The organism is Mycobacterium colombiense CECT 3035 (assembly GCF_002105755.1).
GTDB lineage: Bacteria > Actinomycetota > Actinomycetes > Mycobacteriales > Mycobacteriaceae > Mycobacterium > Mycobacterium colombiense.
Genome location: NZ_CP020821.1, coordinates 1,887,102 through 1,901,162 on the forward strand (window position 1 = coordinate 1,887,102; position 14,061 = coordinate 1,901,162).

Annotated in this window: 13 protein-coding genes; 7 read left to right on the plus strand and 6 right to left on the minus strand. The window is 68.1% G+C overall.

Features of this window, described 5'->3' with window-relative positions; translation table 11 throughout:
- Nucleotides 1-154 precede the first annotated feature (154 nt).
- Complete coding sequence (locus B9D87_RS08665; RefSeq protein ID WP_040630185.1) at nt 155-607, minus strand: VOC family protein; 453 nt, start codon at nt 605-607, stop codon at nt 155-157.
- A 148-nt stretch (nt 608-755) separates the two neighbouring features.
- Here B9D87_RS08665 and B9D87_RS08670 point away from each other — a divergent pair, with 148 nt between their 5' ends.
- Nucleotides 756-2,024, plus strand: coding sequence for a cytochrome P450 (locus tag B9D87_RS08670; RefSeq protein WP_007770523.1), 1,269 nt, complete (start codon nt 756-758; stop codon nt 2,022-2,024).
- 4 nt (nt 2,025-2,028) lie between these two features.
- Here B9D87_RS08670 and B9D87_RS08675 read toward each other — a convergent pair whose 3' ends face one another.
- Complete coding sequence (locus tag B9D87_RS08675) at nt 2,029-2,637, minus strand: TetR/AcrR family transcriptional regulator (protein WP_415623651.1); 609 nt, start codon at nt 2,635-2,637, stop codon at nt 2,029-2,031.
- A 63-nt stretch (nt 2,638-2,700) separates the two neighbouring features.
- On the opposite strand from B9D87_RS08675, the gene B9D87_RS08680 reads away from it, so the two are divergent.
- Nucleotides 2,701-3,129: a DUF1707 domain-containing protein gene (locus B9D87_RS08680; RefSeq protein ID WP_007770520.1), complete on the plus strand. Its 429-nt coding sequence runs from the start codon at nt 2,701-2,703 to the stop codon at nt 3,127-3,129.
- A gap of 28 nt (nt 3,130-3,157) precedes the next feature.
- Nucleotides 3,158-3,937 carry an SDR family NAD(P)-dependent oxidoreductase gene (locus B9D87_RS08685; protein WP_007770518.1) on the plus strand — a complete coding sequence of 260 codons (780 nt, stop codon included), beginning with the start codon at nt 3,158-3,160 and terminating at the stop codon, nt 3,935-3,937.
- 176 nt (nt 3,938-4,113) lie between these two features.
- Here the strand turns inward: B9D87_RS08685 and B9D87_RS08690 are convergent, their stop codons facing one another.
- A complete protein-coding gene (locus B9D87_RS08690; RefSeq protein WP_007770516.1) occupies nt 4,114-5,586 on the minus strand; it encodes a serine/threonine-protein kinase in 1,473 nt (490 codons plus the stop codon).
- A 268-nt stretch (nt 5,587-5,854) separates the two neighbouring features.
- On the opposite strand from B9D87_RS08690, the gene B9D87_RS08695 reads away from it, so the two are divergent.
- Entirely contained in the window at nt 5,855-7,240 is a 1,386-nt protein-coding gene (locus tag B9D87_RS08695) for an FAD-binding oxidoreductase (protein ID WP_007770514.1), read from the plus strand.
- A gap of 100 nt (nt 7,241-7,340) precedes the next feature.
- Here the strand turns inward: B9D87_RS08695 and B9D87_RS08700 are convergent, their stop codons facing one another.
- Nucleotides 7,341-8,006 carry a TetR/AcrR family transcriptional regulator gene (locus B9D87_RS08700; protein ID WP_007770512.1) on the minus strand — a complete coding sequence of 222 codons (666 nt, stop codon included), beginning with the start codon at nt 8,004-8,006 and terminating at the stop codon, nt 7,341-7,343.
- Between the two features lie 120 nt (nt 8,007-8,126).
- Here B9D87_RS08700 and B9D87_RS08705 point away from each other — a divergent pair, with 120 nt between their 5' ends.
- The gene (locus tag B9D87_RS08705; protein ID WP_007770510.1) at nt 8,127-9,440 is read left to right on the plus strand and encodes a cytochrome P450; all 1,314 of its coding nucleotides are present in this window, start codon (nt 8,127-8,129) and stop codon (nt 9,438-9,440) included.
- 3 nt (nt 9,441-9,443) lie between these two features.
- Here B9D87_RS08705 and trxB read toward each other — a convergent pair whose 3' ends face one another.
- Nucleotides 9,444-10,436 carry a thioredoxin-disulfide reductase gene (gene trxB / locus B9D87_RS08710; protein ID WP_040630182.1) on the minus strand — a complete coding sequence of 331 codons (993 nt, stop codon included), beginning with the start codon at nt 10,434-10,436 and terminating at the stop codon, nt 9,444-9,446.
- 273 nt (nt 10,437-10,709) lie between these two features.
- Here trxB and B9D87_RS08715 point away from each other — a divergent pair, with 273 nt between their 5' ends.
- Together B9D87_RS08715 and B9D87_RS08720 are read left to right on the plus strand one after the other, a co-directional pair.
- Nucleotides 10,710-12,377 (plus strand): nitrite/sulfite reductase, encoded by a 1,668-nt coding sequence (locus B9D87_RS08715; protein WP_007770507.1) that lies wholly within the window; start codon nt 10,710-10,712, stop codon nt 12,375-12,377.
- A gap of 7 nt (nt 12,378-12,384) precedes the next feature.
- Nucleotides 12,385-13,101: a sirohydrochlorin chelatase gene (locus tag B9D87_RS08720; protein ID WP_007770506.1), complete on the plus strand. Its 717-nt coding sequence runs from the start codon at nt 12,385-12,387 to the stop codon at nt 13,099-13,101.
- Here the strand turns inward: B9D87_RS08720 and B9D87_RS08725 are convergent.
- Nucleotides 13,098-14,042: a LysR family transcriptional regulator gene (locus B9D87_RS08725; RefSeq protein WP_007770505.1), complete on the minus strand. Its 945-nt coding sequence runs from the start codon at nt 14,040-14,042 to the stop codon at nt 13,098-13,100. The genes B9D87_RS08720 and B9D87_RS08725 overlap by 4 nt on opposite strands.
- Between the last annotated feature and the right edge of the window lie 19 nt (nt 14,043-14,061).

The following is a 14,061-nucleotide window of genomic DNA, read 5'->3' on the forward strand; positions in this document are numbered from 1 at the left end:
CCGTGAGTTCGCGCTCATACGCAGAGCCGATCTCATGAATCACCGTCTTTGACCGCCGTTGCGGCATCGTGTACGGCCTCTTGCGCGCATGAGTCGCTACCGTACCGAACCTCTGAGAGGTTCGTAGGGCTTCAGCTAGATTGACAACCAGCCCCTACGGCCTCGCCGGCAACGCCGCCAACCACCCGTCGGAAAGCAACTCCAACAGCTGCCCATCCGGATCCCGAATCATCGCCGCACCGGCCGACACTGACCCGTCGACCACCGCTCCCCCGAACTCCGCCACCCGAGCCAACACTCCGGGAAGATCGGACACCGAGAACGAGATGTGCGTCAGCCCGATCTGATCCATCACCCGCTCCGAGCCGGCATGAACCTGACGCTTCGAGTAGTCCATGAGCTCGAGCACGAACCCATCCCGCACCAGATAGGTCGCGTGCACGCCGAGCGGCTCGGGCAACCCCACCAGCTGAGATGTCGCGCCATCGGGCGGGTCGAGTTCCCACCAGAACTGGAACCCCAGCAGGCCCTCGTAGAACCGGCGCGACCGCTGGCGGTCGGTGACGCATAACCCAACGTGATTGAAAACCGTTCGATGACTACTCAACACAACCTCCGCAGCAAGTCAGGCCCTTAACGACGCGATCCCTACCGACCTTCGATGACGCTTCACCACACGACCCAAGAGCGTAATAATGCAAAGATAAGCCAATAGGCCGCCAGCTAAGCAGACGCTTCCGTGGGAGAGCTTGTCGATGGTCACACGCCCGAAGGTCCGCCGCGACGCCACGGTCGATTTCGACCATCATTCCGACGCGTTCAACCTCAACGAGCTGGCCGTCAATGCCGAACTGCGGCAACGATGTCCGGTCGCGTGGAACGAGAACTACGACGGCTTCTGGTACCTCAGCAGCTACGACGCCGTCAGCCACACCGCCCGCGACGGCGACACGTTCGCCCACAAATACGAACCCAACGCCGAAGATGGCGTCGACTACCAGGGCGAGATGGGCGTCCCGCGCCCCGACGGTCAGCCGGCCCTGGGCATCGGCGAGGTCGACGGCCCCTACCACCAAGCCCTACGGCATGCCCTGGCGCCGTTCTTCTCCCCCGGCGCCGTCGAAAAACTCAAGCCCTTCATGGAGCAATCCGCACACTGGTTCCTCGACCAGCGCATCGCCGACGGACAGATGGACGTGGTGCTCGACTACGCCAGCCCGGTCCCGGCCATCCTGACCATGAAGTTGATGGGCCTGCCCTACGACAACTGGCACCTGTACGCCAACCTTTTTCACTCCGTCATGGCCGTCCCGCAGGACAGCGACGAGTACGCCAGTGCGATCGCCAAAGTGCCCGCCATGATGCAAGAGGTCCTCGAGTTCGCGGCCAACCGAAGAGCCGACGCGCGAGAAGACCTGACCAGCTTCCTGATTCAATTCGAATTCGACGGCCACCGCCTCACCGACGAACAGCTGCTCAATATCCTCTGGAACCTCATCGGCGGCGGCGTCGACACCACCACCTCACAAACCGCGCTCACCCTCCAACACCTGGGCACCCACCCCGAGCTCAGGCAGCAACTCATCGACCACCCCGAGCTCTACCGCACCGCCACCGACGAATTCCTGCGCTACTTCTCGGTCAACCAAACCCTCAGTCGCACAGTCACTCACGACGTCGTCCTCGGCGGCCAATGCCTCAAGAAGAACGACCGCGTCGTCATCAGCTGGCTCTCGGCCAACCACGACGAAAACGAATTCGACCGGCCCGACGAGATCATCCTCGATCGCGCACCCAACCGTCACGTCGCGTTCGGGCTGGGCCCGCATCGCTGCATCGGCTCGCACCTGGCCCGGCTGATGTCGGCCGTGATGGTCAAGGCCGTCCTCGACCGCATCCCCGACTACCAGGTCGACGTCGACAACGTCCACCAATACCTCGGCAACCCAAGCATGACCGGGCTGGGCAAGCTCCCGGTCACCTTCACCTCCGGCGCCAGCCGGGACACGCCGCGGCCGTGGTGATCGCTCAAAGCACTTGAGCCACAACGCCCGTCACCAGGTCGTCGGGCGCTTGGGTGATGCCGACGGCCTGAAGATGGCCACCGATGGCCAGCGACGCGACGCCGTGCACCAGCGACCACAGCGGCCCGGCGATCTCGCGCGGATCCCGGCCGCCGGCGATGCCCGCCGCCTGGCACCGCGTGATCGCGTCGAGTAGGTCGCCGAACGCCGCCAAGCCGGCCACCGCGACGCCCGGTTGCTCCGGCTTCAGTGACTCCGCCCCGAACATCACCTGATAGTGATCGGGATGGGCGACGGCCCATCGCACATACACGCGGCCGAGCTCGACGACCCGCTCCCGGGGATCAGATACCCGATCGGCCGCCGCGGCCAGCGCGGCGTGCAGATCGAGGAATCCCTGTTCGGCGACGGCGGCCAGCAGCTCGGCCTTGTCGGCGAAGTGCCGGTACGGCGCCGCGGCGCTGACCCCGGCGCGGCGCGCCGCCTCGGTGAGGGTGAACCCTTTCGGCCCCTTCTCCGCCACCAGCGACAGCGCCGCGCTGGTCAGCGCCCGTTTGAGGTCGCCGTGGTGATAGCTCTGCCGCCGCGGCGCGGCCGCCCGCTTCACTGCCATGTTGACGAGATTAACATCGAGGTATATGTTAAGGCGATTCACATCGGCGACCAAGGAGACGACATGACGAATCTGCTTGACACCACATCAGCGCTCGCCGGCACCCGCGACCGGGAGAAGACGGCCGACCTGCTCGGTCAGGCGCTCGCGCAGGGCTACCTGCCGATCGACGAGTACGACCGACGGCTGCAGACGGTGTTCCAGACGCAGACCGCCGACGAGTTGCGCGAACTGCTCGCCGGCCTGCCGCTCGATCGCATCCGGCGCCACGACCCCCGCCGCCGCGCCGCCCGCCTGGCCGCGGCGCGTCGCGGAATGCGCGCCCACCTCGTCGCGTACCTCGCCATGTGCGTCATCGTGCTCACCGTCTGGGCGGCCGTCGCGCTGACGACGAACGCCACCTACTTCTGGCCGATCTGGCCCATCCTCGGCGCGGGAATCGGACTCGTCAGCCACGCCGTGTCGATACCGCGCGGCAAGCAAAGCCGTTGAGAACCAGCACTACTCGCAAGGAAGAGTCATGAAGAACACGGCAGTGGTCACCGGCGCCAGCTCTGGACTGGGCGCGATCTTCGCCGAACAACTGGCGCAGCGGGGTTTCTCGTTGGTGTTGGCCGGGCGGAACCATTCCCGCCTCGAGGCCGTCAAGCAACGGATCGGACAGAGTGCCGAGGTTGAGCTGGTCGTGGGCGACCTTGGCACCGACGACGGTGTCGAGGACCTGATCGCCCGGCTGAACGGACGGGTGATCGACCTCCTGGTCAACAACGCGGGCTTCGGCACCTACGGCCCGTTCGCCGAAATCGAGGCCGATCGCGAACGCGAACTGGTCGCTGTCAACGTCACCGCACCGGTCCGCCTGACTCACGCGGTCCTGCCCGGGATGCTGGCCCGCGGCCGCGGCGGCATCTTGAATGTGGCCTCCGTCATCGCCTTTCAGCCCGGCACCTATCAAGCCACCTATGGCGCCTCGAAGGCGTTCGTGCTGTCGCTGAGTCAGGCGTTGTGGGCCGAGACCCGCGGCTCCGGTGTCACCGTGACCGCGCTCTGCCCCGGGCCCACCCAGACCGGGTTCGTCGACGCGCTCGGGTCGGACGTCTCGCACACCGCGGCCTATAGGCACCTCGCCGCACCCGGGCCCGTCGTGGCCGCCGGGTTGCGCGGTCTCGACCGCGGCCGCGCGGTGGTCGTGCCCGGCGTGCGCGACCGGATGATGGTGACGGGCACACGATTCGCGCCCGGATGGCTGTCGGCGCTCATCAGCGGGCGGATGCTCCGGCCCGCTGAAGCGCCGGCATAAGCTGATCACCTTGCGTCCGCGGCGTTACGCGCGCGCCGGCGCCGGACCAACAAGCTTCAAACGTGCCAGCGCATCCGCTAGCACGTTTGGGAATCACTTTATGGTCGGAAACTCGTAACTGGCCCGTGGGACCAACCCCAGGGCGGCCACACTGAGAACCACTGCGCCGGTAGCGATTACGACGCCGTCGCGAACTGCAGCACCGGTTCGGACGAGTCGACGTGCCCGAAGCTGATGATCCGCAACCGGTAGGGACGCACCTCGTAGACCACCCCATCGACCGGGTTGGTGACGTCGAATCCGTCCTCGACCTGCTCGGCGTTGGACAGCTCGAGGTGGGCGCCGTCGCGGATCCGCTCGCCGCGGTAATAGTAAGTGCCGCTGAGGTTTTTGCACACCACCGCCAGCGACTTCGCGGTCCGCAGCACGGCGGCCGGCGGATTGCCCGGGTCGCACCGCGCCGTCTCGCCGACGAACCCTAACCCGTCGGCGCCTTTCACCGGACGTGAGAGCGTCGGCGTCAACGGTGGCGGCGGAGTCGTCGACGCGGGCGGGGGCGCCGCCTTCAACGTCTGGGACGGCGCCGACGCGTTGTGATGAGTGCCGCCAACCAGATTCATCGACAACACCACCCCGGCGATCAACACCACCACCGCCACCGCGGTCACGATCAGCGGCGTGCGGCCGACCGACGGCCAGTGCCACGTGCGCGCGGGAGGCGGCCCGGGGCGGTCGGCGGGCTCATCGAGTTCGGGGAGGGAGACGGTCGGCAGCGGGCGCGTCCGGGGCGGGGGCCCGCTTCGGCCGGCGGCAACCGGGACCGGCTCGTACGCGGCGAAGACCGCCTCGCTGGCGGCGCGGGCGAGTTCACCCGCGGAACCGAACCGCGCGGCGCCCTGTTTGGCCATGCCCCGGGTGATGATGTCGTCGTACTCCCGGCCCACGCCGCGGCGCATGATGCTCGGCCGGGGCGCCGGCGCCAGCAGGTGCTCGCGCCTCAGCTCCCCCGCGTCCTCGCCCTCGAACGGCGGCTGGCCGGTGAGGCACTCGTAGAGCACGCACGCCAGCGAATAGATGTCGGTCTGCGGCCCGATGCGGCCGGTGGTGAATCGCTCGGGCGCCATGTAGGTGCGCGACAGTTTCTCGTCGCCGGCGGCCTGGGCGATGCCGAAGTCGGCCAGGTAGGTGAAGTGGTCGTGCGTCAGCAGGATGTTCTCGGGTTTGACGTCGAGGTGCACCAGCCCGGCGGCGTGCGCGGCGTCGAGGGCGCGCGCCACCTGCGCGGTGATCGACGCCGCACGCGACGGTTCCAGCCCACCCTGCTCGCGCAGCAGGTCCTTGAGGCTGCCCCCGTCGTCGACCAGGTGCATGTCGATGAAGGGCACCCCGTCGATCTCGCCGAAGTCATGCAGCGGCAGGACGTGCGGCTCCTGCAGCCGCGTCACCTTGCGGCACTCGCGCCAAAGGCGTTGCTGGAAGCCAGGGTCCGCGGCCGTCTCGCCACGTAACAGCTTGAGCGCGACCATCCGGTCCTTAACCGTGTCGTACGCGCGGTAGACCTCGCCCATCGCCCCGGTGCCGATCACCGATCGCAGCTCGTACGGCCCGAACCGGGTACCGAGCCGCGAACCGCGGGACGAGGAGGTCACTGAGCAATCCTTTCTTAAAACGCAGTCCAGCCCGCGGGTTCCCGAATCGGGCGTCGGCATAACGTGCGGAGCCTCACGCGTGTCGCTACCCCGAGACACCACTGATGGCCACTATTGTCCGGCGGCCGGCGCAAACCTGCATCACCAACCGGCCCGCGCGAAACTGCGCCAGACCCACCCTAGCGGCAGCGCACCCGACTTTCCTCCCCGCCGCCATTCGCGGCACCGATACAGTAATTGTCTGGCGCGTAAGAAGGTGAGGCCTTCGATGACCGACATGACGGCGCAGTTCGCGACGATCGTCGGCGAGCACAACCTGCTGACGGGCGACGCCATCTCCGACGACTACGCCCACGACGAGGTGCTGACCAAGCCGCCGCAGAAACCGGCGTACCTGGCCAAGCCGGCGAGCGCCGACGACGTCGCGCGGCTGCTCAAGGTCGCCACGGAAAACGGGGTGCCGGTGACGGCGCGCGGCTCGGGCACCGGCTTGTCGGGCGCGGCGATCCCCCGCGCCGACGGGCTGCTCGTCTCGTTCGAGCGGATGAACGCGGTGCTGGAGGTCGACGTCGCCAACCAGGTCGCCGTCGTCCAACCCGGGGTGACGCTCGCCGAACTCGACGACGCGACCGCCGGCACCGGCCTGCGGTACATGGTGCACCCCGGCGAGCTGTCGTCCAGCGTCGGCGGCAACGTCGGCACCAACGCCGGCGGCATGCGCGCGGTCAAGTACGGCATCGCCCGCAACAACGTGCTCGGGCTGCAGGCCGCGCTGCCCACCGGTGAGCTGATTCGCACCGGCGGCAAGATCGCCAAGGTCTCCACCGGCTACGATCTGACCCAGCTGATCGTCGGCTCCGAGGGCACCCTGGCGCTGGCCACCGAGGTGACCGTCAAGCTGCATCCGCGCCTCGACCACAGCGCCACCGTGCTGGCCCCGTTCGCCGACTTCGACCAGGTGATGGCGGCGGTGCCCAAGATCCTGATCAGCGGCCTAGCGCCCTACATTTTGGAGTACGTCGACAGCGTGACGATGGCCGCGCTGGTGCACACCCAGAACCTGGAGCTCGGCGTGCCCGACGACATCCGCGACAGCTGTCAGGCGTATCTGGTTGTGGCGCTTGAGAACCGGACTGCGGACCGGCTGGACGAGGACGTCGAGACGGCCGGTGAGCTGCTCGCCGAGCTGGGCGCGGTGGACGCCTACGTGCTCGAGGGCGGGTCGGCGCGCAAGCTCATCGAGGCGCGCGAGAAGGCGTTCTGGACGCTCAAGGCGCTCAACGCCGACGACCTCATCGACACCGTCGTGCCGCGCGGCGCGATGCCGAAGTTCCTCTCCGGTGCGCGCGGCCTGGCGGCGGCGGCCGGTGCCGCCGCGGCGGGCTGCGGGCATGCCGGCGACGGCAACGTGCACCTGGCCATCTTCTGCCCGGACCCGGCCATCCGGACCAAGCTGCTGACCGACATCTTCGCGCTGGCAATGGAATTGGGCGGGGCGATCTCCGGCGAGCACGGCCTGGGCCGCGCCAAGGCCCCGTACTTCGTGGAGCTCGAGGACCCGGTGAAGGTCGACCTGATGCGCCGCATCAAGGCGAGCTTCGACCCGGCGGGCATCCTCAACCCCGACGTGGTGTTTACTAGCTCGGGCTCGTAGTCGCGCCCGCAACCGCCCCGATTTGTCGCTATGAGGCGGGCAAAAGATGTGCCGTCTGACGGAGAGGCGCAAGTGGCGCCTGTAACTCACGAACGCCGTATCAGCTCGGCCCCGTGACCATCGGCATCAGATAGTTGCGCACGTACTCGCGGGTGTCATCGATGGTCGCCAGGTTGATGCTGGTGTGCGGAGTCACGATGAACGACAACGTAAGCCGGGTGTGCAGCTCCGCGACGGTGCGCAGGTGACGCTCTTGGGCCGCAGTGGTTTTCGACGCGCCGTACAGCTCGGCGCGCAACAGCCCCACGGTGTGCTCGATCGCGTAATCGAGAATGGCGCCCGCGTCGATGGTCAGGCTGGGCAGGATCGTCTCGGGCTCGGCGCGCAGCAGCTTCTTGAGCAGAGCGTGCTCGCGCATGAACGTCACCGAGAACACCGTGCTGGAGACCATGCGCTCCTCGAACGTCGCGCCGCGCGCCCAGGCCTGCGCGTCGCCCTCGAGGAAGCGGCGCGCCTCGGCCAGCACGACGGCGTCGACGAGCGCGGCCTTGGTCGGGAACCTCCGGTAGAGGGTGGCGCGGCCGACTCCGCTGCGCCGCGCGACGTCCTCCATCGTGATGCGGCGCATGCCGACGTGTTCGGCCTGCTCGATGGTGGCGGCCAGGATGCGGGCGGTGATCTCGTCGGGGTTGACCACCTGGGCGAGAACGACGGGATCGGGTTCGGTGAGGCGCCTGACGAACTCCGCAGTTCGCGTCGTCGTCATCGATCCCTCCTTGCCCGTTCGTCGCGGTCGTCGTATCGTAGCGATCGAAGCTTGTGAGACATTGAGGGTCTCATTGTATCGCACGTATCGCTCGCGGGTCGCCGTTCGGGAGGAATCGTTATGCGAGTCGGACTCAGGGCCCGGTGGGCGGCCATGCACGGTGTGCCGCGGGCCTACTTCGCCGTTCAGGCCCGCCGCGGCGACCCGCTGGCCCGGCTGCTGCGCAGTAACACCTCGGGCGAGGAGCGCTACGCGCTGATGGAGCAGATCAGGGCGCGCGGACCGGTGGTGCGCTCACCGTTCGTGTGGGCCAGCGTCGACCATGCGGTGTGCCGACAGATTCTGCGCGACAAGCGCTTTGGCGTCACCTCGCCCACCGAGATGGAACTACCAGGGCCGCTGAAGAAGCTCATCGCGAAAACCGATCCGGGCGTGGCGAACCCGGTCGAACCGCCGGCCATGGTGATCGTGGATCCGCCCGATCACACCCGCTACCGGCACCTGGTGGCCCAGAGTTTCACCCCGCGCGCCATCGAGTCGCTGGACACCCGGGTGGTCGAGGTGACCATGGAGTTGATCGAACGCATCGCCACCACGCCGCAGCCCGATCTGATCGCCGACTTCGCGATGCAATTGCCGGTCGCGATCATCGCCGAAATCCTTGGCCTGCCGCCCGATTCGTACTCCCGCATGCTGGGGTGGGGCCGCAGCGGCTCTCCGCTGCTCGACATCGGCATCGACTGGCGGACCTACCGCGACTCCATCGACGGCCTGCGGGGCGTCGACGACTACCTGCTGGAGCACTTCCACACGCTGCGCGCCGACCCGCGCAGTGACAACCCGTTCGGCCGGATGGCCGCCGACGGCTCGCTGACCGACCGCGAGCTGACCGCCAACGCCGCGCTGATCGTCGGCGCGGGCTTCGAGACGACGGTGAACCTGATCGGCAACGGCATCGTCCTGCTGCTGCAGCACCCCGACCAATTGGCGCTGCTACACGCCAATCCGGACCTGTGGCCGGGCGCCGTCGAGGAGATCCTGCGGCTCGCCAGCCCCGTTCAAATGACCGCGCGCACCCCGACGTGCGACGTGGAAATCGCCGGAGCCCGCATCGCAGGCGGCGACATGGTCGGCCTGTTCCTCGGCGGCGCCAACCGCGACCCCAAGATCTTCACGGACCCAACCAGATTCGACATCACCCGGCCCAACGCCCGCGACCACCTGGCGTTCGCATCCGGCATCCACGCCTGCCTCGGTGCCGCCCTGGCCCGCATCGAGGGCGCCACCGCGCTGCGCGCGCTCTTCGAAAGCTTCCCCGACCTGCGCCTCACCGCTCCCCCGCAGCGACGGGGGCTGATCAACCTCCACGGGTACTCGCGGCTTTCGGCCCAACTCGGCGGCCGCCGAACGACTTCCGCCGAACTTCCCGTCTAAAGCTCAGCTGCGCAACGGCTCTCGGCCGATTGCCGGTGTGACCGAGGCGTCCACGTCGGTTTCTTCGTGGTCGGCGAGCCAGCGTTCGGCGTCGATGGCGGCCGCGCAGCCGCTGCCGGCGGCGGTGACGGCCTGACGATAGGTGCGATCCACCAAGTCTCCCGCGGCGAACACCCCATCAATCGACGTAGCCGTGGTGCGCCCGCGCACCAACACATACCCCTCGGGATCGCTCTCGAGCACCTCGCGCACCAACTCCGAACGCGGGTCATGCCCGATCGCCACGAACACCCCGCTGACCGCCAACGTCGACACCTTCCCGGTGACCGTGTCGCGCAACCGCACCCCCGTCACGGTCGCCTCACCCTCGACCGCCTCGACCGCCTTATTCGTCACAATCGTGATCTTCTCGTTGGCCCTGGCGCGCTCCAGCATGATCCGCGACGCCCGAAACTCCTGCCGGCGATGCACCAACGTCACACTGCGGGCAAACCGGGTCAAAAACGTGGCCTCCTCCATCGCCGAATCCCCACCCCCGATCACCGCAATGTCTTGATCCTTGAAAAAGAACCCATCACAGGTCGCACACGAAGACACCCCACGGCCCAGCAACTCCTGCTCACCCGGCACCCCCAAATACCGCGCCGCAGCCCCCATCGCCAAAATCACCGACCGCGCCCGCACCGTCTCACCCTCAGCCGTGGTCACCGTTTTGACCCGACCCTGCAACGACACCGACTCCACGTCTTCCATCCGCAGATCCGCCCCGAACCGCAACGCCTGCTCACGCATCTGATCCATCAACTCCGGACCCGTGATCCCCTCACGAAACCCCGGAAAATTCTCCACCTCGGTCGTCGTCATCAACGCCCCACCAAACGACGTCCCCTCAAACACCACCGGCGCCAACTGCGCCCGCGCCGCATACAACGCCGCGGTATACCCAGCAGGACCCGAACCAATAACGATCACATCGTGGACGTCGGAGGAGCTCATAAACGGCCACACTACTGCGAATCCGAGAGGCGCCCGGCCCAATCACTCTGGCCGCCAAGACAAAGACGTGAAGCAGCGCACACAACGCCGCGTTGTGCCTTCACAACACATGACCTCTACTGACGCCGCCATATGGGGTGCACCATGGAAATCGCGACCCGTGGGTCCAACGACGAACCCCGCGGGTGCCTATAGACCCAACATCATCGCGATGCCGCGGCCCGGCAGCCCGCCCCGGGGCCGACAGAGGAATGTTCGCGAAGGAGACATCACATGACCACCGCACGTCCCGTCAAGACCCGCAACGACGGTCAGTGGGCGCTGGGCGATCGCGAGCCGCTCAACCACGCCGAACAGTTCAAGAGCGACGACGCGCCGCTCAACGTGCGCGACCGCATCATCAACATCTATTCCAAGCAGGGCTTCGACAGCATCGCCAAGGACGACCTGCGTGGGCGGTTCCGCTGGATGGGCCTGTACACCCAGCGTGAGCAGGGCTACGACGGCAGCTGGACCGGCGACGAGAACACCGACAAGATCGAAGCCAAGTACTTCATGATGCGGGTCCGCTCCGACGGCAGGGCGATGACCGCGCACACGATGCGCACCCTGGGCCAGATCTCGACCGAATTCGCCCGCGACACCGCCGACATCAGCGACCGGGAAAACCTGCAGCTGCACTGGGTCCGCATCGAGGACGTCCCCGAGATCTGGCGCCGACTCGAGTCCGTGGGCCTGCAGACCACCGAGGCCTGCGGTGACTGCCCCCGCGGCATCCACGGTTCGCCGCTGGCCGGCGACTCGCTCGACGAGGTTCTCGACGCGTCGCCCGCGATCGACGAGATCGTCCGGCGCTCGCTGAACAACCCCGAATACGCCAACCTGCCCCGCAAGTACAAGACCGCGGTCTCCGGCCTGCAGGACGTCTCCCACGAGACGCATGACATCGCGTTCGTCGGCGTCAACCACCCCGAGCACGGCCCCGGCCTGGACCTGTGGGTGGGCGGCGGCCTGTCGACCAACCCGATGCTGGCCCAGCGGCTGGGAGTGTGGGTGCCGCTGGACGAGGTCGCCGACGTCTGGGAGGGCGTAACCCAGCTGTTCCGCGACTACGGCTACCGCCGGCTGCGCGCCAAGGCCCGGCTGAAGTTCCTGGTCAAGGACTGGGGCGTCGAAAAGTTCCGTGAGGTCCTGGAAACCGAGTACCTGAACCGTCGGCTGATCGATGGACCGGCGCCCGCGCCGGTCAAGCACACCATCGACCACGTGGGGGTGCAGCGGATCAAGAACGGCCTCAACGCCGTCGGCGTCGCGCCGATCGTCGGGCGGGTATCGGGCACCGTCCTGTCGGCGGTGGCCGACCTGATGGAGAAGGCCGGCTCCGACCGGGCGCGGTGGACCCCGTTCCAGAAGCTGGTCATCCTCGACGTCGCCGACGACAAGGTCGACGAGCTGGTCGCGGGCCTGGAGGCGCTGGGCCTGCCGTCGCGGCCGTCGTCGTGGCGCAAGAACACCATGGCGTGCACCGGAATTGAGTACTGCAAGCTGTCGTTCGCCGAAACCCGGGTTCGCGCACAGACTTTGGTGCCCGAGCTGGAACAGCGGCTGGCCGACGTCGACTCCAAACTCAACCTGCCGATCAGCGTGCACCTCAACGGATGCCCGAACTCGTGCGCGCGAATCCAGGTAGCCGACATCGGATTCAAGGGCCAGTGGATCGACGACGGCGACGGCAACTCGGTCGAGGGCTTCCAGGTGCACCTCGGCGGCGGCCTGGGCGAGCAGAGCGGCTTCGGCCGAAAGTTGCGCCAGCACAAGGTCACCAGCGCCGAACTGGGCGACTACATCGACCGCGTGACGCGCAAGTACCTCGACGGACGCGAGGACGGCGAGACGTTCGCCGCCTGGGCGCTGCGCGCCGACGAGGAAGAGCTGCGCTGAGGCCGAGATGAACACACTCGTACTCACCGCGCACGGCAGCCGCGACCCCCGGTCGGGCGCCAACGCCGAGGCCGTGGCCGACCGGCTGGCGCTGATGCGGCCCGACCTCGACGTGCGGCTGGCGTTCCTCGAGCTCAACGCCCCGAACTTCGTCGACGTGCTGGCCGGGCTGCCGGATGCCCGCCGCGCGGTGGTCGCCCCGTTGCTGCTGGCCAGCGCCTATCACGCGCGCCTGGACATCCCCCAGCAGATCGCCGACGCCGGCGCCCACGGCATCCGGCAGGCCGACGTGCTCGGCGAAGACGAGCGGCTGGTATCGGTGCTGCGCGAACGACTCGCCGAGGCCGGGGTTTCGGAACTCGACGACGATCTCGGCGTGATGGTCGTCGCCATCGGCTCGTCGAACCTCGCCGCCAACGCGCGCACCGCGAAGGTGACCACCAGGCTGGCCGCCGGCACCCGATGGGCCGGGGTGACAACGGCGTTCGCCACCCGGCCCGAGGCCTCCGTGGCCCGCGCCGCCGACCAGTTACGCCGCCGTGGCGCCCGCCGCCTGGTCATCGCACCGTGGTTCTTGGCGCCGGGCTTCATCACCGACGGGGTATCAAACTTCGCCCGCGACAACGGGATTCCGATGGCGGCGCCGCTGGGCGCACACCGGCTGGTGGCCGAGACCGTGCTGGACCGCTACGACGAGGCGCTCGCCGAGGACGCCGCCGCCTAGCCTTTGGCCGCCGTGCTGAGGATGTGACTGACCAGGTCGCGGATCGCTCCGGCCGGCGGGGTGCGCCCGCCGATCCAGATGGCCCGAAACTTGCGCCGCAGGTCCAACTTCGGGATCTCCACCGCGTGCAGCCGGCCGAACGCCAGGTCGTCCGCGACGGCCAGCCTGCTCATGGTCGCGGGCCCCGCGCCGGCGAGCACCGCGGCGCGCATCGCCGCCGCGGAGGTCAGTTCCAGTACGGGCGGGGCCTGTTGCATGTCCTCGCCGAGCACCTTGCGCAGCGCCACCGTCAGCGAATCGCGGATGCCCGAATGGAGTTCGCGGGCCACCAGCGGCGTCTGCGCGAGTTCGCGCGCGGTCACCACCCGGCCGCGTCGGGCCCACTTGTGGTTGGGCGGCACCACGATCACCAGCTCGTCCTCCCCCACCACGCAGCTTCCCAAACCTTTTGGCGTGCCGGGGTTTTCGACGAACCCGAGGTCGGCGCTGCCGTCGCGGACCGACGCGATGGCGTGGTCGCTGTTGGTGGCGGTCAGGATCACCTGCGGGGCGGTGTCGCCGCGCCGCGTCGCCTCGGCCTGCAGGGAGAGCAGCCAATGCGGCATGAGCTGTTCGGAGATCGTCTGGCTGGCCGCCACCCGGACGCGTTCGCGGCCTTCCTTTCGCAGCGAACCCAGGCCCGCGTCGATCTCGCCCGCCACCTCGAGCAACCGGGTCGCCCAGTCCGCGACGATCAGGCCGGCGGGCGTCAGTTGCGAGCCGCGCGTCGTCCGGACGGCCAGCGTGACGCCGATCTGGGCCTCCATGGTGGCGAGCCGCCGCGATATCGCCTGCTGGGTCAGGCCGAGCTCGCGCGCGGCGCGGCCCAGGCTGCCGGTCTCGGCGATCGCCAAAAACGCCTCGAACGAGGAGAGTTCGGGCAATCGGGGGCTGAGGGGCATGGGCGGCAGCTCACAATCA